The sequence below is a fragment of the Halodurantibacterium daqingense genome (assembly GCF_042666235.1).
Classification (GTDB): Bacteria; Pseudomonadota; Alphaproteobacteria; order Rhodobacterales; family Rhodobacteraceae; genus Halodurantibacterium; species Halodurantibacterium daqingensis.
The window spans coordinates 230,999-249,629 of the sequence record NZ_JBHTFQ010000003.1 but is presented as its reverse complement, the minus strand read 5'-3'; the positions used below and the strand labels follow the sequence as shown (position 1 = coordinate 249,629).

Annotated in this window: 20 protein-coding genes, 1 tRNA gene and 1 pseudogene; 5 read left to right on the top strand and 17 right to left on the bottom strand. The window is 64.7% G+C overall.

Annotated elements, in window-relative coordinates; translation table 11 throughout:
* Window positions 1-3 precede the first annotated feature (3 nt).
* The 4 genes from ACFQXB_RS07400 to iolG all read right to left on the bottom strand — a co-directional run bounded on the left by ACFQXB_RS07400 (window position 4) and on the right by iolG (window position 3,673).
* Window positions 4-378 carry an NADH:ubiquinone oxidoreductase subunit NDUFA12 gene (locus tag ACFQXB_RS07400; protein WP_377401464.1) on the bottom strand — a complete coding sequence of 125 codons (375 nt, stop codon included), beginning with the start codon at window positions 376-378 and terminating at the stop codon, window positions 4-6.
* Between the two features lie 115 nt (window positions 379-493).
* A complete protein-coding gene (clpX, locus tag ACFQXB_RS07395; protein ID WP_377401461.1) occupies window positions 494-1,759 on the bottom strand; it encodes an ATP-dependent Clp protease ATP-binding subunit ClpX in 1,266 nt (421 codons plus the stop codon).
* Between the two features lie 141 nt (window positions 1,760-1,900).
* Entirely contained in the window at window positions 1,901-2,533 is a 633-nt protein-coding gene (gene clpP / locus ACFQXB_RS07390; RefSeq protein WP_377401458.1) for an ATP-dependent Clp endopeptidase proteolytic subunit ClpP, read from the bottom strand.
* 138 nt (window positions 2,534-2,671) lie between these two features.
* Window positions 2,672-3,673: an inositol 2-dehydrogenase gene (gene iolG / locus ACFQXB_RS07385; RefSeq protein ID WP_377401455.1), complete on the bottom strand. Its 1,002-nt coding sequence runs from the start codon at window positions 3,671-3,673 to the stop codon at window positions 2,672-2,674.
* 251 nt (window positions 3,674-3,924) lie between these two features.
* On the opposite strand from iolG, the gene dusA reads away from it, so the two are divergent.
* Window positions 3,925-4,884, top strand: coding sequence for a tRNA dihydrouridine(20/20a) synthase DusA (dusA, locus tag ACFQXB_RS07380; protein WP_377401452.1), 960 nt, complete (start codon window positions 3,925-3,927; stop codon window positions 4,882-4,884).
* Window positions 4,885-5,164: 280 nt separating this feature from the next.
* Here dusA and ACFQXB_RS07375 read toward each other — a convergent pair.
* From ACFQXB_RS07375 to ACFQXB_RS07365, 3 genes and pseudogenes are all read right to left on the bottom strand, one after another.
* Window positions 5,165-5,317: pseudogene (locus ACFQXB_RS07375) on the bottom strand (transposase domain-containing protein); the annotation flags it as partial.
* Window positions 5,277-5,393: a hypothetical protein gene (locus ACFQXB_RS07370; protein WP_377401873.1), complete on the bottom strand. Its 117-nt coding sequence runs from the start codon at window positions 5,391-5,393 to the stop codon at window positions 5,277-5,279. The gene ACFQXB_RS07370 and the pseudogene ACFQXB_RS07375, both read right to left, overlap by 41 nt.
* Window positions 5,394-5,864: 471 nt before the next feature.
* A tRNA-His gene (locus ACFQXB_RS07365) sits at window positions 5,865-5,941 on the bottom strand.
* Window positions 5,942-6,043: 102 nt separating this feature from the next.
* On the opposite strand from ACFQXB_RS07365, the gene ACFQXB_RS07360 reads away from it, so the two are divergent.
* Window positions 6,044-6,262: a DUF6324 family protein gene (locus ACFQXB_RS07360; RefSeq protein ID WP_377401449.1), complete on the top strand. Its 219-nt coding sequence runs from the start codon at window positions 6,044-6,046 to the stop codon at window positions 6,260-6,262.
* Here the strand turns inward: ACFQXB_RS07360 and ACFQXB_RS07355 are convergent.
* The 8 genes from ACFQXB_RS07355 to ACFQXB_RS07320 all read right to left on the bottom strand — a co-directional run bounded on the left by ACFQXB_RS07355 (window position 6,243) and on the right by ACFQXB_RS07320 (window position 12,220).
* Window positions 6,243-6,719: an MmcB family DNA repair protein gene (locus ACFQXB_RS07355; protein ID WP_377401446.1), complete on the bottom strand. Its 477-nt coding sequence runs from the start codon at window positions 6,717-6,719 to the stop codon at window positions 6,243-6,245. The two genes, ACFQXB_RS07360 and ACFQXB_RS07355, sit on opposite strands and share 20 nt — an antisense overlap.
* Window positions 6,720-7,055: 336 nt before the next feature.
* Complete coding sequence (locus ACFQXB_RS07350) at window positions 7,056-7,886, bottom strand: DUF481 domain-containing protein (RefSeq protein WP_377401443.1); 831 nt, start codon at window positions 7,884-7,886, stop codon at window positions 7,056-7,058.
* A gap of 252 nt (window positions 7,887-8,138) precedes the next feature.
* Window positions 8,139-9,020 carry a LysR family transcriptional regulator gene (locus ACFQXB_RS07345; protein WP_377401440.1) on the bottom strand — a complete coding sequence of 294 codons (882 nt, stop codon included), beginning with the start codon at window positions 9,018-9,020 and terminating at the stop codon, window positions 8,139-8,141.
* 65 nt (window positions 9,021-9,085) lie between these two features.
* Window positions 9,086-9,397, bottom strand: a complete 312-nt coding sequence (locus tag ACFQXB_RS07340; protein ID WP_377401438.1) for a hypothetical protein — start codon at window positions 9,395-9,397, stop codon at window positions 9,086-9,088.
* A 113-nt stretch (window positions 9,398-9,510) separates the two neighbouring features.
* Window positions 9,511-9,975 (bottom strand): transcription antitermination factor NusB, encoded by a 465-nt coding sequence (gene nusB / locus ACFQXB_RS07335; protein ID WP_377401435.1) that lies wholly within the window; start codon window positions 9,973-9,975, stop codon window positions 9,511-9,513.
* 7 nt (window positions 9,976-9,982) lie between these two features.
* Complete coding sequence (locus ACFQXB_RS07330) at window positions 9,983-10,504, bottom strand: 6,7-dimethyl-8-ribityllumazine synthase (RefSeq protein ID WP_377401432.1); 522 nt, start codon at window positions 10,502-10,504, stop codon at window positions 9,983-9,985.
* 4 nt (window positions 10,505-10,508) lie between these two features.
* Window positions 10,509-11,603: a 3,4-dihydroxy-2-butanone-4-phosphate synthase gene (ribB, locus tag ACFQXB_RS07325; RefSeq protein ID WP_377401429.1), complete on the bottom strand. Its 1,095-nt coding sequence runs from the start codon at window positions 11,601-11,603 to the stop codon at window positions 10,509-10,511.
* On the bottom strand, window positions 11,600-12,220 hold the full coding sequence (locus tag ACFQXB_RS07320; protein WP_377401426.1) for a riboflavin synthase: 621 nt from the start codon (window positions 12,218-12,220) through the stop codon (window positions 11,600-11,602). The genes ribB and ACFQXB_RS07320 overlap by 4 nt, the downstream gene beginning before the upstream one ends.
* A 263-nt stretch (window positions 12,221-12,483) precedes the next feature.
* Here ACFQXB_RS07320 and ACFQXB_RS07315 point away from each other — a divergent pair, with 263 nt between their 5' ends.
* The 3 genes from ACFQXB_RS07315 to ACFQXB_RS07305 all read left to right on the top strand — a co-directional run bounded on the left by ACFQXB_RS07315 (window position 12,484) and on the right by ACFQXB_RS07305 (window position 17,012).
* The gene (locus tag ACFQXB_RS07315; RefSeq protein ID WP_377401423.1) at window positions 12,484-13,767 is read left to right on the top strand and encodes a capsule biosynthesis protein; all 1,284 of its coding nucleotides are present in this window, start codon (window positions 12,484-12,486) and stop codon (window positions 13,765-13,767) included.
* Window positions 13,768-13,855: 88 nt separating this feature from the next.
* A complete protein-coding gene (locus ACFQXB_RS07310; RefSeq protein ID WP_377401420.1) occupies window positions 13,856-14,986 on the top strand; it encodes a polysaccharide biosynthesis/export family protein in 1,131 nt (376 codons plus the stop codon).
* A 97-nt stretch (window positions 14,987-15,083) separates the two neighbouring features.
* Window positions 15,084-17,012 carry a capsular polysaccharide biosynthesis protein gene (locus ACFQXB_RS07305; RefSeq protein WP_377401417.1) on the top strand — a complete coding sequence of 643 codons (1,929 nt, stop codon included), beginning with the start codon at window positions 15,084-15,086 and terminating at the stop codon, window positions 17,010-17,012.
* On the opposite strand, the gene ribD is transcribed toward ACFQXB_RS07305, so the two are convergent.
* The gene (ribD, locus tag ACFQXB_RS07300) at window positions 17,009-18,112 is read right to left on the bottom strand and encodes a bifunctional diaminohydroxyphosphoribosylaminopyrimidine deaminase/5-amino-6-(5-phosphoribosylamino)uracil reductase RibD (RefSeq protein WP_377401414.1); all 1,104 of its coding nucleotides are present in this window, start codon (window positions 18,110-18,112) and stop codon (window positions 17,009-17,011) included. The two genes, ACFQXB_RS07305 and ribD, sit on opposite strands and share 4 nt — an antisense overlap.
* Window positions 18,109-18,576 carry a transcriptional regulator NrdR gene (gene nrdR, locus ACFQXB_RS07295; protein WP_377401411.1) on the bottom strand — a complete coding sequence of 156 codons (468 nt, stop codon included), beginning with the start codon at window positions 18,574-18,576 and terminating at the stop codon, window positions 18,109-18,111. Before nrdR ends, ribD begins: the two co-directional genes overlap by 4 nt.
* Between the last annotated feature and the right edge of the window lie 55 nt (window positions 18,577-18,631).

Here is an 18,631-nt window from a genome sequence, read left to right as displayed (position 1 = left end):
CCTCTACTCCGGCTGCCAGGCCTCGTAATCCCGGCGCGGTTCCGGCGCAGCGCGGCGGATCGAGCCCGAGGGCGCATAGGCATCGGCCGATCCGGTCAGGTTTTCCTGATGCGGCTTCTGCCAGGGCTTGTGGACCAGTGGCGCCTCGGTCGGCGGCTCATCCCAGGTGTGATGCAGCCATCCGTGCCAGTCGGGCGACACCCGGCTTGCCTCGGATTCGCCGTTGTAGATCACCCAGCGCTTGGTGCCATCGGCATTACGATAGAAGATATTGCCCTGCTCATCCTCGCCCACGCGGATACCGTTGCGCCAGGTGAAGATCTGTGTCCCCAGCGTCTGGCTGTTCCACCACGTGAGGAGTCGCTTGAGAAACTGCATGAAAGCCTCCGGATAACGCGCGGCCGCGCCGCTTTCATATGACCGAGGAGCGAAGCGAGGTCCAGCGAATTGCGGAAAGACAAAGGGCGGCAGATCTTGTCTGCCGCCCGAAATCTCAGCCCGCCGTTGCAGGCTCACCCTTGCGCTCGGCATAGATCAGAAGCGGCTTGACCTCGGAGTTCACGGCCTCCTCGTTCACGACAACTTCTTCGACGCTGTCCATGCCGGGCAGCTCGAACATGGTGTCCAGCAGGATGTCCTCCATGATTGACCGCAGCCCCCGCGCGCCAGTCTTGCGCTTGATCGCGCGCTTGGCGATTGCGCGTAGCGCGTCATCGGTGAAGGTGAGCTTTACCCCTTCGATATCGAACAGGCGCTGATACTGCTTGACCAGCGCATTCTTCGGCTCGGTCAGGATGGTGACGAGCGCATCCTCATCAAGGTCGGTCAGCGTCGCGATCACCGGCAGACGTCCGACGAATTCCGGGATCAGGCCGAACTTGAGCAGATCCTCGGGCTCCAGTTCCTTGAAAAGCTCGCCCACGCCGCGGCTGTCCTTGTCCTTGACGTCCGCGCCAAAGCCCATGGCCGAGCCCTTGTTGCGCTGGCCGATGATCCGCTCGAGCCCCGCGAAGGCGCCGCCGCAGATGAAAAGGATATTCGTCGTATCGACCTGCAGGAACTCCTGCTGCGGATGCTTGCGCCCGCCCTGCGGTGGCACCGAGGCAACCGTGCCCTCCATGATCTTCAGAAGCGCCTGCTGCACGCCCTCGCCCGACACGTCGCGGGTGATCGACGGATTGTCGGACTTGCGAGTGATCTTGTCGACCTCGTCGATATAGACGATGCCGCGCTGCGCACGTTCGACGTTGTATTCGCTGGCCTGAAGCAGCTTGAGGATGATGTTTTCCACATCCTCGCCCACATACCCGGCCTCGGTCAGCGTTGTTGCGTCGGCCATCGTGAAGGGCACGTCAAGGATCCGTGCCAGCGTCTGCGCGAGCAGCGTCTTGCCGCAGCCGGTGGGCCCGATCAGCAGGATGTTCGACTTGGAAAGCTCGATATCGCCGGACTTGCCGGAGTGATTGAGCCGCTTGTAGTGGTTGTGGACCGCAACCGACAGCACCCGCTTGGCGTGGGCCTGACCGATCACATAGTCATCAAGAACCTTGCAGATGTCACGCGGGGTCGGAACTCCGTCGGTCGCCTTCAGGCCAGAGGTCTTGGTCTCCTCCCGAATGATGTCCATGCACAGTTCGACGCATTCATCACAGATGAACACGGTCGGCCCCGCGATCAGCTTGCGCACCTCATGCTGGCTTTTGCCGCAGAAGGAGCAGTAGAGGGTATTCTTGCTGTCGCTGCCGGAATTGTTCGCCATGTGTTACCTCTGCGGCTCGTCTTTCGCCGTCGGGGGCCCGGAGGCCGTCTTCGGACTGCCCTTCCCTAAAGACTAGGGCAGCCCCCCGTTGTTCACAACGCCAAATTGGTCTCTGCGGCACATCCGCCACAGTCGCCGCTATCACTTTGACGTGTCGTCCATTTTGCCCCGGCTCTCGACGATCTCGTCGATCAGGCCCCATTCCTTGGCCTTTTCCGCGGTCATGAAGTTGTCCCGTTCCAGCGCGTCCTCGACCTTTTCCAGCGGCTGACCGGTGTGCTTCACGTAGATCCTGTTCAGCCGCTCCTTGAGCTCGAGAATCTCCTTGGCATGCAGCGCGATGTCGGTCGCCTGGCCCTGGAAACCGCCCGAGGGCTGGTGCACCATGATCCGGCTGTTGGGCAGCGAAAAGCGCATGCCCTTTTCACCTGCCGCCAGCAGAAGCGAACCCATCGACGCCGCCTGCCCGACCACGAGGGTCGAAACCTTCGGGCGGATATACTGCATCGTGTCATAGATCGACAGGCCCGAGGTCACGACACCGCCGGGGCTGTTGATATACATCGAGATCTCCTTGGACGGATTCTCGGCCTCGAGGTGCAGAAGCTGCGCCACGATCAGTGACGACATCCCGTCATGCACCGGGCCCGACAGGAAAATGATCCGCTCCTTCAGAAGGCGCGAGAAGATGTCATAGGCGCGCTCGCCGCGGCTCGTCTGCTCGACCACCATGGGGACGAGCGTGTTCATGTAGGTGTCGATCGGGTCTCTCATGGAATGCGCCTGCCTGATGTTGGTTCGTCTGTCTAACGCCTGAATACTTACCAGAGTCTTAGTTGTGCCCGGAGACCCCTGCAAGGGGCCGGCGGGATATTCCTGTGTGGCGCCCGGCCACCGTCCGGTGCGGGATCTCTAGAGGATCTCGTCCACACGCACCGCGCGTTTCTCGGCTACGGACCGCAGCGCCGCCTCGGCAAGCGCAAGCGCGGCCAGCCCTTCCTCGCCTCCCGGCTTCGGATCCTCTCCGGCACGCAATGCAGCAATGAAGGCGGCAATCTCGGCCGCATAGGCCGCGGTGTAACGGGTCATGAAGAAATCGTGCAGCGGCGGACGCGTGAATCCGTCGCCATTGGCAAGCTCGATCGAAACCGGCCGCTGGTTTTCGGCGGCGATCATGCCCGCTGCGCCGTGCACCTCGATCCGCTGGTCATAGCCATAGGTCGCCCGACGAGAGTTCGAGATGAGGCATTGGCGTCCCGTCGCCGTGGTCAGGATCAGGCTGGCGCTGTCATGATCGCCCAGCGCAGCAATCGCCGGATCGATCAGAACCGAAGCCGTTGCAAAGACCGTCTCGATGTCTTCACCCAGAAGAAAGCGCGCCATGTCGAAATCATGGATCGTCATGTCGCGGAATATGCCGCCCGACGCCCGAATGTAATCCGCCGGCGGTGGCCCGGGATCGCGCGAGGTGATGCTGACCATCTCGACCGCGCCAATACGGCCTGCATCGATGGCGGCGCGCACCGCCTGAAAATGCGGATCGAAGCGGCGGTTGAAGCCCACCATCAGCCGGGCCCCCGTTGCGCGCACCACCTCAAGACAGGCCCGCACCCGATCAAGGCTCAGATCCACCGGTTTCTCGCAGAAGATGGCCTTGCCGGCGCGGGCGAAGAACTCGATCTGGTCGGCATGTGTGTCGGTAGGCGTGCACAGGACCACCGCATCGATATCATCGGCAGCGGCGATCTCCTCAAGGCTGCGGATCTCGGCACCGTGACGGTCACGGATGCCTTCTGCCAGCGGAAGATGCGGCTCGGCCACGGCCACGAGGCTTGCGCCGGCGGTGCCGGTGATTGCCTTCGCATGAACCTGACCGATGCGGCCCGCCCCAAGAAGTGCAAATCGGATCGTCATGGCCCCCCCTTGTCCTCGCGGCATTTCCGCGCCACGCCGGCCAGATAGCGTGCCGCAACGCGGACGTCAAAGAACCCCGGCCCTCTCCCGCACCGGACCTGCCCTTCTTTCACCCGGCGGGCAGATATGCTAGGGCCGCACAGGCGCCATGGGCGCAGCAGTAACCCGCCGGACCCGCCGCCATGCCCGAACACGATCTCCCTGTCTCCCGCCCCCGGGCCGCTTCGGCTGCGCGGCTTTCGGTGGCCCCCATGATGGACTGGACCGACCGCCACTGCCGTTATCTGCACCGCCTTCTGTCACGGCAGGCGCTGCTTTACACCGAAATGGTGACGGCACCCGCCATTCTGCACGGCGACCGCAGCAAGCTGCTGGATCACGATGCGGCCGAGCATCCTGTGGCACTTCAACTTGGAGGGTCAGACCCGGACGAGCTGCTTCGCGCGGTGCAGATCGCGCGCGACTGGGGCTATGACGAATACAATCTCAATGTCGGATGCCCCTCGGATCGCGTGCAATCGGGCTGCTTCGGTGCGGTTCTGATGGAACGCCCCGCCCTCGTTGCGGACTGCGTCCGTGCCATGCAGGAAGCGGCGGGCGAGGCCGAGGTCACTGTCAAATGCCGGATCGGCGTCGATGATCAGAGGCCCGAGGAGGCATTGCCCACCTTCCTCGACACTGTGCGTGCCGCAGGCGTGCGCAGAGTCATCATTCACGCCCGCAAGGCCTGGCTGCAAGGGCTGAGCCCCAAGGAAAACCGCGATATCCCGCCGCTTGACTACCCGCTGGTGATCGCGATGAAGCGCGCCTTCCCGGATCTGCATATCTCGATCAACGGCGGCGTCGCCACGCTTGAAAGCGCCGAGGCGCTGCTGGCCGAGGGACTTGACGGCGTGATGATCGGGCGCGCCGCCTATCACGCCCCCGCCTCTGTCCTGGCCGAGGCCGACGAGCGGATCTTCGGCGCTGCCCCTGGGCCGGGCGCCTTTGCCGCACTTGAAGCGATGCGGCCCTATATTGCCGACCACCTTGCCAGGGGCGGCCGCCTTCATGCCGTCACGCGCCACATGCTTGGCCTTTTCGCAGGGCGTCCCGGCGCACGCAGCTGGCGCCGCATTCTGTCGGAAGGCGCACATCGTCCAGGTGCCGGGCTTGACCTGATCGACCGCGCCCTTACGGAAGTGAGGGTGCCACCCTCGACAGAGGATTGATCCTGTCGCGGTTGCGAAGGGGACCGGGGTGCAGAAGCTGCGCGAAGGCGGGCACCACGCGCCCTCCAAGCCGAGAAAAGGGGCGCGCACCAAGCCCGTGCGGCATGCCGGCGATAGCACCGATCTTCCCTCGCGAACGCGCCAGCGCCGGCGTCGGGCCCCGTACGGCATGTGCTGGATCGATGAAATCCCCTGTGCGCTTCGATGCGGTCGAGAGGACAGGTTTCATCAGCGGCGAGGCTGACCTCAGCGTAAGCGGTCGCTGGCCCCCACTGTCGGCTTAGCTTGACGGCTTGAAGTTCCAGGGCAGCAGGTCGTCGAGGCGGCCTTGTGGATGGCCGGCGGCGATCGCCGTGAGGGTAGCCTTCAGATAGGCGAAGGGCTCTATGCCGTTAGTCTTGCAGGTCTCGATGAGCGATGCGATGCGACTCCAGCCGCCCTTTCCGCGCCAGCGTGCGCCAGACCGAAACGTGGTTCGCCGGAACACCATGACGCCCGACAGCATTCACCGTCAAACCCGGCGTCAGCGTCTCCGCCACGATCCGGGCCTTCACCTCATCAGGTCACTTCCGGTTACGACGGCCGCGACCGCCAACCGGGAGAACCTCCAATGTAGTCTCCGTGGAGAAAATCCATTCCAACAATCACCAAGGTTCAAAAAACCCGATCAGGATGAGAGCCGGAAGGTAGGAGGCAGGAAACGCTTACACCTCAGCATGATGCGAAGCTGATCAACGTGGAGAGTTTCGCGCTTCACGATGCCGGCCGATATCGGCGGCCATGTCACGGAGGATTATGACATCCGCAGCGAATGACGGCGGTGCCTGCACTCGGTGACGACGATCCTCGGTGCCCCTCCTCCGCAGACTCCGGCGAACTCCGCCTGGTCGATCTGAAAAACGCGCGCGCAGGTAGGGGAGGAATCGCGACGTAGAAGACTTGCACGCGCGGGGCGAGAAAGTCAGCACGGGCCGACTTCATGGTACCGCCTCCCCGGCTCGAACGGGGGACCCCCAGATCCACAATCTGGTGCTCTAACCTACTGAGCTAAGGCGGCACTGGCCGTCATTTACCGCCCGCTGAATCGGATTGCAAGAGGCCCGCGCTTGAAAACGCGCCGAAAGCGGCGTAAGCCTCGCCCCCGTCAAGGAGAGATCACATGGGCATCGACAAGCAAAGCGACACGGCCGCAAATCTTCAGATCGGCCCCACCACATTGGGCATGGTCCGCATCTATGTCGAGGGTGACGGCATCGATCTTCCGCTGGATTTCAGCCCCGACGAGGCCGAGGAAATTGCGGAAGAGCTTCGCGCCGCCGCCAGCCGCGCCCGGGCCATCGACCCCTCGGCGGACGGGGTCAGGAAGAAAAAACGCTGAACTGCGGATCGCGCAGCAGCAACAGGCGGCGCGCGGCCTGTCGGGCAAAAAGCTGTGTAAGCACCCGCCTGCGCGCCGGCGCAAGTCGGCTTTCGGTCGGCATCCTCTGGATCTCGGCGCTATAGGGATCGGCAAGAATCATGCCCGTCTCAAGCGGAAGCAGTTCGGACGGGAAATCGGCATCGACGGCCCAGAAAAACCGGTCGCACCACTCCAGATAGCCCGTCCACTTGCGGTCCGAGGTGAAATCGGCGCGGCTTGACTTGCACTCGATGACCCAGATTTCGCCCTTCGGCCCCAAGGCCATGACATCGACCCTCAGGCCCGGTGCTGGCGCTACCTCGGTCAGCGACGCGAAATCATGGCTTGCAAGCAGCCGGCAAACCCCCCGCGCCAGCAACTGGCCGGGGGCAAGGGGCGCCGCAACGTCGGGCGGGGCATGCAGGGTTGACACCATGCCTTACTATGAACGAAAGGCGAACACTCCGCAACCCCCAGCATCACCGGCCTTGCTCCTTGAAGCCGGGGCGGCGTGGCACTATGTCGGACTCGACGGGTTCTGCTCTTCTCGTGCGGGGCACTTTTCCAGTGGCCGATAAGCATTTCCGAGGGGGCTGGCTCTGCCAGGGTCCTGGCCTTGGTATCTGGCGCCCACCTGATTAGTCAGGCTCTCGGGAAAATACACGCACCCACGGTCGCTGCGGGCCCGTCACCCTTCCTTCTCATTGCAAAGGGCGCGACCCACGGCCGCGCCCAGTTATCCGGCGCATGCGCGCCCTATGCCGCCCCGGCCCTAGCGGAAGCTGTAGACCAGCGAGACACCGATCGTGTTGTCGGTATTGCGACGATCGGGTGCCGGATCGGTGTTGTAGTCGGTGCGCAGGCTGATCCGGGTGGCAAGGCCCTCGGTCATCGCGACGTTGAGGCCGAGGTCATTGGTGGTGAGCGTGTTCACATCCGAATGCAGCACATCGGTGTCGTTGGTGATGAACACTCCCTCATTGACCCGGAAGAACAGCCGCGAAGAGGCGATCAATGCAACCTCATCCGTGCGTGCATCGCCCGTGCGGTTCGACCGCCAGCCGGGGCCAGCCTGGACCCGCCAGGCAACATCCGGCGTGTTGATGATCCGGTAGCCGGGGCCAATCCCCACGAAGGCGTCGCGGGTGTCGGCGAAGTTGTCGCGTTCCCAGCGGCCGAGGCCGAAGACATAGAACTCGGGCGTCAGCGAATAGTTGCTGTCGATGATCGCAAAGGCCTTCTCCTTGGTGGTCGAGTTGTTGTCCTCGCCGTATTCAAGGCCAAAGCCGAAAGTGTGGCTCCAGGGGCCATCGACCAGCCCGAACCGTCCGGCAAGCGCCAGATCCTGGGTTTCGGTATTCCCGGTATTGCCCGAGAATGTCAGCGCCACCGAGCCGGTCCAGCCATCAGCGCCGACCCCCGGCTGGCCAAAGCGCGCGCGGTCGCCGGCCCGCTCCAGGTCGCGCTGCGCCTGGATCTGCACGTCGTCGATCTGGTCATCCAGCTGCTGGATCCCGGTGATCGTGGTTTGCGCCATGGCCGACGTGCCGGCAAGCGCCAGCGTCAGGGCGGAAGCTGCGGCAAGTTTCACGGATTGCTTCATGGCTTGTCCTTTCAAGCGTAGATCTCTTCGGCAAAATGCCGAGTGCTGATCCATCTAACCGCGGTGCAGAACAACCTGAAATTGGGAATGCTCAACCGTGACATGAGTATTACTCGAGCCGGGATTCCCTTGACGGAGGCGCATGGCGCCCCATGCACGACCGGACGCGGAACGCGTTTCGTTACAGAGACTTGGAGGAGGTCGTTTCTGCTGCCCGGAGCAGCAGGAGAGGAGTGTTGCCGCAACGCCGCATCAGATCTGCTCGATCGTCTCGCTGATCTCCTGCGAGAGCGCCCGGGAAAGGGACAGGAGTATCTTTTCTGCAACATCAGCCAGGGCCGGATCAAGATCCTCGCGCCACACATACCAGACGGGATAGGGAAAGGTCGGCGCGTCGGGCACAAGATGCAGAACCCCCTCGGCCAGCCGGGGTGCCACGGTGCGCGCTGGCAGATACGCCGCAACGCCTGCCTGCGTCACGAAACGCTCGGACAGAATGCCCAGATCGAGCGTCAGGCCCCGATGTGTAAGCTCGGGCAGGTTCTGGCCATGGAAATGAAGGAAGTCGCTGCCCCAGTCGATATAGGCATAGCGGTCGGCCAGCGTTTCGCGCCGTGCTTCGGACCAGGGCGCGACCAGAACCAGTTCTTCATCCAGGATCTTGCGGGCGCCAAGCCCCGGCCGCAGGGTCGGCGTCGACATGAGCGCGACCTGCATCACACCTTCGGCCATGGCGCGGCTCAACTGATCTGCGGTTCCGATCTCGGCGCGCAGCGAAAGATCGCCCAGGGCCGCGCGCAATCGTGTCATCCAGCCAAACCCGAGCCGCGGCCAAAGCGAGAGCTCGCCCCCCATCACCAGGCTACGGCTGAATCCTTCCGGCACGGCGATCTGCTGGCGCGCTTCTTCCCAGGCGCGCAGAAGGGCAACGGCGTGGCCCTCGAAATCCCGCCCGGCAGCCGTAAGTTCAACCCCTGATTTGGAACGCAAGAACAGCGGACGGCCAAGCTGGTCCTCCAGCCTCTGCACCCGCAGGCTCACGGCCGATTGAGTAACGAAAAGCCGGTCCGAAGCGGCCGCGAAAGAGCCGGTCGCGGCGACCTCTAGGAAGGTTCGGATAAGCGAGAAGTCCATGCTTCTGGTTACAACCCGCTGCGACAGCGGGCCGCAGGCTGGCGTTTCGGATCAGGGCGCTTCACCTAGCGGCGCAGCGCACGATCGTCGCGGCCGGCACGCACGGGAATTGCAATCCACTGCCGCAGCCGGTGTCCCGATCCGCCATCTGCCGGCGGTTCGGCCAGCCGCATGACAGCGATACCGAACTGAACGCCGGAAAAGACAACGGCATTGGCGAAAACCAGCAGTCCCAGTCCCAGCCAGCCATCGGTGCTGCTGAACACGAGATGACGCAGATTGCCGACGTTGACCACCAGCAGCAGCGCCACAAAGCAGATGGCAAGCCAGGTGCCGATGATGATCTGGGTGATATAGAGCCTTATGAGCGGGGGCATGGCCGCACCTCCTGAAGATGTTTCAAGGGTAGTCCGGCCAGAACCCTGCACAAGCCCGAATGTGCCCGGCCCCGCGCGATGCCCGGCTGTCGTGGGCGAAATCCCGCCGACCTTCAGAAGGACTCGGGCCGTGCTTCACGGGCCATGTGGTCAAGCACTGCATTCACGAACCGCGCCTCCCGCCCCTCGGGGAAGAAAGCTTTGGCAATATCAACGAATTCGTTGATTACGACCTTGGGCGGGGTGGACCGGTCGACCAGTTCGGCGCCGGCGGCGCGGAACAGGGCACGCAACGTCGGATCTATCCGGTCGATCGGCCATTTGGCCACCAAGGCCCGATCGGTCATCTGGTCGATGCGCGCCTGATGGTTGACGGCATCCTCGACGATGCGGCGAAACAGGGGGACGTCGCCCTCGGCCATTTCCTCGCCGTCATAGACCGTGCCCATGCGCCAGCTCTCGAACTCGCGCCGGACCAGATCGACGGTCTGACCGGACGCCTCCATCTGGAACAGCGCCTGCACCGCATAAAGCCGCGCCGCCGAGCGCATCTGTCGTTTGTCTTGGGTGGTGGTCATCGGCCTGCTATCCCTTGTCGCCTGTCTTTGCGCCCAGAAAGCCGATTCCCTTGGTCGCGCGGCCCCATTTGCGCGACAGCGCGACCAGATGCAAGGCCGCCGCGGCCGCGCCGCCGCCCTTGTTCTGCCCCTGCGGATCGGCACGGACCACCGCCTGATCCCGGTTTTCAACCGTCAGAATTCCATTGCCGATGCAGGCGCCGTCAAGGCCCAGCAGCGTCAGCGCGCGGCTGCTGTCATTGCAGACGGTATCGTAATGCGTCGTCTCGCCACGGATCACGCAGCCCAGCGCGACGTAGCCGTGGTAATCAGCCATGCCATGCGCAAGGCGCACCGCGGTCGGGATTTCCAGCGCCCCGGGAACCTCGACGATATCCAGTTCGGCACCCGCAGCCTCGGCCGTGGCGCGTGCCCCCGCAACCAGCGCATCGGCGATGTCCTTGTAGTAGGGCGCCACGACCGCAAGCAGGCGCACCGGCGCATCGAAGCCGGGCAGCGGCAAGGTATGGTGGGTTTCACTGGCGGCCATTGCTTCAGCCTTTCGTTATGGGGCGTGTGCCCTCGATGGACAGGCCATAAGCCTCAAGCCCGACAATCCTGGGTGTGGGTGAATTGGTCACAAGCGTCAGACGGTGAAGCCCAAGCGCCGCAAGGATCTGCGCGCCCAGCCCGTATTGCCGCAGCGTCTGTGGCGAGGCCGCACCATCCACCACAAGCTTCATCGTCGTGTCACGCAGCAGCACGACCACGCCGCGCCCCTCCTCCGCGATCAGGCGCATCGCGCCCTGCACCTCGTTCAGCTCCTGCCCAAGTCCCAGCCCCAGGACATCCTCAAGCGGGTTGAGCGCGTGCATCCGCACCAGAACCGGTTCGGGCGAAGTGATGTCGCCCTTGGTCAGGACGATATGTTCGGCGCCCTGCGTCTCATCGGTAAAGATCCGCATCAGCCAGTCGCCGCCGTGAACCGAGCGGACCGGCCGCACGGCGCTTTCATGCACCAGATTGTCATGCCGCCTGCGATAGGCGATCAGGTCCGAGATCGTGCCGATCCGCAGGTTGTGACGCTGGGCAAAGGCCACAAGATCAGGCAGGCGTGCCATGGTGCCGTCGTCATTCATGATCTCGCAGATCACGCCAGCAGGGTTCAGCCCGGCAAGGCGGGAGATATCGACGGCGGCCTCGGTATGACCGGCCCGCACCAGAACGCCGCCGTCACGGGCACGCAAGGGAAAGATATGGCCGGGGGTCGCAATATCGGCCGCACCCTTCGAGGCGTCGATGGCCACGGCCACGGTGCGGGCGCGGTCATGGGCGGAAATCCCGGTGGTGACGCCTTCGCGCGCCTCGATCGACACGGTAAAGGCCGTTTCGTGGCGCGACGAATTCTGCGACGCCATCAGCGGCAGCCCCAGCGCATCAATACGGCTGCCTGGCAACGACAGGCAGATCAGCCCGCGCCCATGGGTGGCCATGAAATTGATCGCCTCGGGCGTGGCCATCTGCGCCGGGATCACCAGATCGCCTTCGTTTTCACGATCTTCATGATCCACGAGAATGAACATGCGGCCGTTGCGCGCATCGTCGATAATCTCTTCGATCGAAGAGATCGCGTCGTGATAGTCGTTCATTCCCGTCCCCATTCGCGCAAGCGGGCGACATAGCGCGCCAGCGTGTCTATCTCAAGATTGAAGCGATCACCCACACGGGCGTCGCCCCAGGTTGTGACCGCCTTGGTATGGGGGATGACATTGATCCCGAACGTGTCGCGCGTGACCTCGTTCACCGTCAGCGAGGTGCCGTTCAGCGCAACCGAGCCTTTCGAGGCGATGAAGGGCGCCAGATCCGGCGGAACCCGGAAGGTCATGCGCGTGCTATCGCCTTCGTCCTCGGCTGCGATCAGTTCAGCCACCCCATCGACATGGCCCGAAACGATGTGCCCACCAAGCTCGTCCCCCACCCGCAGCGCCCGCTCCAGATTGATGCGCTTACCCACGCGCCAGTCGCTGCGCTGCTGCAGGTGAAGATTGGTGCGGGCGACGGTTTCGGCCGAGATCTGAACGTCGAACCAGCCCTGCCCGCCCTCGGTGCCGGTGGCAACAACCGTCAGGCACACGCCGTCACAGGCGATCGAGGCACCGATGTCGATGGATTCAATCGCATAGGACGTCGCGATCCGCGCCCGCAGATCACCCTCCTGGGCAAGATGCAGCACGCGACCGACGTCAGTGATTATCCCTGTGAACATTGCAGCATCCTTTCGCCTTCCAGTTAACTTGCGCACCCGGCATCCGCAAGCCCGGCCGTGCACCGCCTTGTTTCCATGCAGATCCTCGACAAATCGATGAAAGGCAGGCATATTTCTGCCTGATCGGCAGGCAGTTACCATCCGGGCCTCCCAGAGAGTGACTTTATCCGCACTTTGAGGCAAGAAGGTCAGCGTAATGAGTGCCGTTTTGGAAGTCGGGGTGCAGCATGCGTGAAGGAAATGATGGCCGCGGGCCAGGGCCCGTGAAAGGTTCTGGGCGCGTCTTCCTCTTTCTGCAGGGCCCGCATGGGCCGTTCTTTCACGAACTGGGCCGGATGATACGCCGCGCCGGCGCCAATGTCTGGCGGGTAGGCTTCAACAGCGGCGACAGCGCCTTCTGGCCCGATCGGGACAGCTTCATTCCCTTCACCGCCCCGCAGGAGGACTGGCCCGAAACCTTCCGCGAAATCGTGCGGGACAAATGCGTCACCGACATCGTTCTTTACGGCGACACCCGCGCGATTCATGCCAATGCGGTCGCCGTTGCCCGCGACCTGGGCCTGGGCATTCACGTGTTCGAGGAAGGCTACCTGCGGCCCTACTGGGTGACCTATGAACGCGGCGGGTCGAACGGCAATTCCCGGCTGATGGACATGGGCCTGCCCGAAATGCAGGCGGCGCTCGCACAGCTTGACATGGATCTGCCCGACGCCCCGGCCCGCTGGGGCGACATGCGTCACCACGTCTTCTATGGTGCGCTTTATCATTTCTTCGTCATGACGCGGGGTCGGCGCTTCCGCAACTTCCGCCCCCACCGCGCCATTCCGATCCACAAGGAATTCCGGCTTTATCTGCGCCGGCTGGTCGCGATACCGCTGCACGCGACCGAACGCTTTGTGGCCACCCGGCGCATCCGCCATGGTGGCTTTCCGTATCATCTGGCGCTGCTGCAACTGGAACATGACAGCAGCTTCCAGATGCACAGCCCCTTCAGCACGATGACCGAGTTTCTGGAGCTTTGCATCGACGGGTTTGCCAAGGGCGCACCACAGCATCACCATCTTGTCTTCAAAGCCCACCCGCTTGAGGACGGGCGCGTGCCGCTGTCGCGGGAGATTGCCCGACTCGCCCGCGCGCGCGGGATCGAGGATCGCGTGCATTTCGTGCGCGGCGGCAAGCTTGCGGTGCTGCTCAACCATGCACGCAGCGCCGTTACCGTGAACTCCACCGCCGCGCAGCAGGTGCTGTGGCGTGGCCTCCCGCTCAAGGTCTTCGGCAGCGCCGTCTATGCGAAACCGGAATTCGTCTCGACCCAGCCACTGGCCGAGTTCTTCGCACAGCCGACGCGGCCCGACAGCCGCGCCTACCGCGATTACCGCCACTACCTTCTGGAGACCTCGCAGGTGGCCGGCGGATTCTATTCGGCCGGGGGGCGGCGGAGCCTGCTTCGGCAGGTCGTCGACATGATGCTGGCTGCCGAAGATCCCTATGATGCGCTGCGCTCGGGAAATGCGACCCCACGGCAACAACTCCGGCTCGTGAAATAAGACCGTGAATGTGTGCTGGCATTTTGGCTCGGGCTCGGCTACCCATTCCGCAACCAGAACAAGAAGAGACAGTCAAGGAGCCGTGGCAGTGAAACAGTCGGCATCACGCGGGGTCAAGCTTGTTGCGCTTCTCGCCACCACCGCGATCGTCGCGGGGTGCGCGCTTCCTCGGTCCGGCCCGACCCGATCCGAGATCCTGGCCGGGGCCGAACAGACCGTGGGCGCGCCCTTCATCGTCGCCGTGGATGATCGGATCGCGCGGACGACCAGCGTTGAACCCAAGCTGACCTTCCCCGCCGCCTTCCGCAACATCGGCCTTCTTGGCCCCGACACGATCAATGCCGGCGACACCTTGGGCCTGACCATCTATGAAAACGTCAACGACGGGCTGCTGGCCGGCACGGGGCAGAACATGGCTGTGCTTGAAACCGTGCAGGTGGATGGCCAGGGTTTCATCTTCGTGCCCTATGCGGGGCGGATCCGCGCGGCCGGCAACACGCCCGAAGCGCTGCGCCAGCTAATCACCGCCCAGCTTGAAACCCAGACCCCGGATCCGCAGGTTCAGGTGCGCCGGATCGCCGGCGACGGCGCGGCGGTGGCGATCATGGGCGACGTGGGCGGGCAAGGTGTCTATCCGATCGAACGGCCGACGCGGACGCTTGCAGGTATGCTCGCGCGCGCCGGCGGCATATCGACCGAGCCCGAAACCGCCCTTGTCACCGTCATCCGCGGCGCGACCGAGGGCACGGCCTGGCTGAACGATCTCTACACCGATCCCTCGCTGGATATTCCCCTACGCGACGGAGACCGGATTGTCGTCAAGCAGGACGAACGCACCTTCGTGGCCCTTGGCGCAACCGGAGGTCAGGCGCGCGTACCCTTCGGCAAGCCGGAAGTCACGGCCCTGGATGCCATCGCGCAGGCAGGCGGGCTGAACACGAATCTCGCCGACCCGAAGGGCATTTTCGTGATGCGAAACGAGCGCGCCGAAATCGCCAACGCCGTGCTGGGGCGCAGCGATCTGGTCGGCGATCAGCGGATGGTCTATGTCCTTGACCTTACGCAACCCAATGGCATGTTCTTCGCACGCGAATTCCTGATCCGTGACCGCGATACAGTCTATGTGACGCAAGCGCCCTATGTTCAGTGGCAAAAGACGCTTTCGGCGCTGACCGGGCCGCTCAGCACCGCCAACACGGTCAACAACACCCTGAACTGAGGTGGTTGACGCGCTTTCAGACCGCGCCGGGGCCAGCTCTCGGCGCGTTTTCGCCTTTACTGGCGGTCTGCTTCGGCCAGGCAGGATCCGCAGAATCATGACATTGGCGGGTCTCCGACCCCGCTGCGGCCTTCCGGGATCTCGCGATCTTGTCGCCGTCTGGGGCAATGGCCCCCGGTCGTGGCGGGGGGAAGCCGCGGCCCGGCGCAGCGGCGCCGGCCTTCTGCGGATTGAGGATGCGTTCCTGCGCTCGGTCCGGCCGGGCCGGGCCGGAGATCCACCACTGGGGCTGCTGATCGACAGCCGCGGTGCCTATTATGACGCGCGCCAACCCAGCGACCTCGAACATCTCCTCGCGCATGCCCCGCTGGATGATCCGGATCTTCTTGCCCGGGCCGATCGCGGCATTGCGCGGATCAGGGATGCCGATCTGTCGAAATACAACACTCACGATCCAGCACTGGACCCGCCTGAGTCGGATTATGTGCTTATCGTCGATCAGGTGCGGGGTGACGCCTCGATCCGCCTTGGCGGGGCCGACGCGGACAGCTTCACCCGGATGCTGGACGCGGCACGGGCGGAGCATCCCGGGGCACGCATCGTGATCAAGACCCATCCGGAAACGATCGACGGGTATCGAGCGGGCCATTTTCAGCCCTCGGACGGGGTTCTGCTTGACTCACCGGTATCTCCCTGGCGGCTGCTTGCGGGCGCGCGCGCCGTCTATACCGTCAGCTCGCAACTGGGCTTCGAGGCGATCCTCGCCGGGCACCGGCCTTGCGTCTTTGGCCAGCCGTTCTACGCCGGCTGGGGGCTGAGCGACGATCGCCAGCCCCTGCCCCGCCGCAGCCGGAACCTTGCACCCGCCCAGCTTTTTGCTGCGGCGATGATCCTTTATCCGCGCTGGTATGATCCCTGCCGCGACCGGCTGTGCAGCTTTGAGGACGCGCTGAACCAGCTGGAGGCCGAGGTCCGCGCCTTCCGTGAAGACCGGCGCGGGCATGTGGCGCTGGGCATGCGGCTCTGGAAACGCGCCGGTTTGCAGCGGGCCTTCGGGCAGGAAAAGCGGCTGCTGTTCGAAAACGATCCCGCCCGCGCCGTGGCCCGGGCCGTCCAGACAGGCCGGGATCTTCTTGTCTGGGCGGGGCGCGAGCCCGAAGCGTTTGCCGCACCGGTGACGATCCGGCGGGTCGAGGACGGCTTTCTCCGCTCTCGCGGGTTGGGTGCGGCGTTGGTTCCGGCGTTGTCGCTGGTGACTGACGATCTCGGTATCTATTATGATCCCAGCCGCGAAAGCCGGTTGGAGCGGCTGATTGCAGCGCCCCCGCCTCCGGGCGGGGAGGCACGTGCAAAGGCGCTGGTTGCCGCGATCGTGGCGGCCAGACTGTCGAAATACAATCTTGCCGGCGCGGCCTTGCCCCCCCTGCCCGAGGGCTATCGGATCCTTGTGCCCGGGCAGGTCGAGGATGATGCGTCGATCCTCCGGGGCGGCGGCGAGGTTCGGGGAAATCTCGCGCTGTTGGAACGGGTGCGGCGTGCGAACCCGGGCGCCGTGATCCTCTACAAGCCTCATCCCGATGTCGAGGCCGGGTTGCGGCCGGGTGCGGTTCCGCTGCACGAGGCGTTGCTCCATGCGGATGCGGTTCTGCCCAATGCCGACCCGATTGCGCTGATCGACGCGGTTGCCGAGATCTGGACCATCACCTCCACCCTCGGGTTCGAGGCCCTGTTGCGCGGGAAGCCGGTCACCTGCCTCGGCGCACCTTTCTATGCCGGTTGGGGGCTGACCCGGGATCTTGGACCGGTGCCCGCACGCCGCACCGCCCGCCCCAGTCTGGACGCCTTGGCGCATGCGACGCTGATTGCCTATCCGCGCTGCTTCGACCCGGTGACGGGCTTGCCTTGCCCGCCCGAGGTTCTGGCCGAACGGCTTGCCACCGGCACCATCGCCCGGCCCGGAGGCGGGCTGCGGATCCTGTCGAAACTGCAGGGGCTGGCTGCGAGCTATGCCCATCTCTGGCGTTAAAGCGCCACCCAGCGATGCATGATGTCCGGGCCGACGGCCTGTGCCTCGGCCAGACGAAAGCGCGGCGCCTCGGCCAGCGCGCCGATGCCAAGCGCGCCGATGGACGGCTGTCCCTCGGCCCCCAGGGCGAGGCCCGCGGTAAAGCCGACCAGCTCATCCACCAGCCCCTGCGCCAGAAGCGAGGCCGCCAACTGCCCGCCCCCTTCGCAGAACACCCGCGTCAGCCCCTCGGCGCCCAACACCTCGAGCATGCCTTTCGGATCGAGCTGCCGCCCCGGACCCAGCGGCACCGGCACCAGCCGCGCGCCCAGATCCTGCCAGCGCTCGCATAGCGCTGCGGGCACACTGCCGCCTTCATGCAGCAGCCAAAGCGGCACATCTCCGGCCGAACGCGCAAGCGCGCCGTCAACGGGCAGCGCAAGGTGCCGGCTCGCCACCAGCCGCAGCGGCTGATGCCGGGCGCCAAGGCCACGGACGGTCAGCATCGGATCATCCGCGCGCGCAGTGCCGCCGCCCACCAGCACGGCATCGTGCCGGGCACGCTGGGCATGAACCAGCCGGCGCGCCGGCGCGCCAGTGATCCACTGGCTTTCCCCGCTGGCGGTGGCGATGCGGCCGTCAAAACTGCTGGCCAGCTTCAACGTTACCATCGGACGGCCGCGCTGCACGCGCGACAGAAACCCGCAATGATCCCGCCGCGCGGCTTCCGCCTCGACGCCGGTGGTGATCGCGATACCGCAGCGACGCAGCATGTCGTGCCCGCGCCCCGCGACTCTGGGATCGGGATCCTCAAGCGCGGTCACAACACGCGCGACGCCGGCCGCAGCCAGCGCGTCGCAGCAGGGCGGCGTGCGGCCATGGTGGGCGCAGGGTTCAAGGCTCACATAGGCTGTTGCGCCCCGCGCCGCGGCGCCGGCAGCAGCCAGGGCGATGACCTCGGCATGGGGGCGGCCGCCCGGCTGCGTCCAGCCCCGTCCGACGATACGGCCCTCACGCACGATCACACAGCCCACGGCCGGATTGGGCCAGACATTGCCCATGCCGCGCGCGCCCAGCGTCAGCGCAAGCCGCATGAAGCGACGATCCGCCTCGGCCGTCACTCGTCGGCGGGCGGATTGGGGCGCAGTTCCGACACGAAACGGTCAAAGTCACCTGCGGCCTGGAAGTTCTTGTAAACGCTCGCAAAGCGCACATAGGCGACGGTATCAAGCCGGGCCAGCGTCTCCATCACGATCTCGCCTATGGTCTTGGACGGCACGTCGGTATCGCCAAGGCTTTCCAGGCGCCGCACGATGCCCGAGATCATCTGATCGATGCGCTCCGGCTCGATCGGCCGTTTCTGCAGCGCGATGCGGATCGACCGTTCCAGCTTGCCACGATCGAAATCCTCGCGCTTGCCGCTGGACTTGACGACCACGAGGTCGCGCAACTGCACCCGTTCATATGTGGTGAAGCGCCCCCCACAGGCCGGGCAGAAGCGGCGGCGGCGAATGGCCACATGATCCTCGGCCGGGCGCGAATCCTTGACCTGGGTGTCTATGTTTCCGCAGAACGGGCAGCGCATGGCCTCAACCTCGGTGCATCGTGGCAGTTATCCACAGCGACTATAGGCGAGCCGC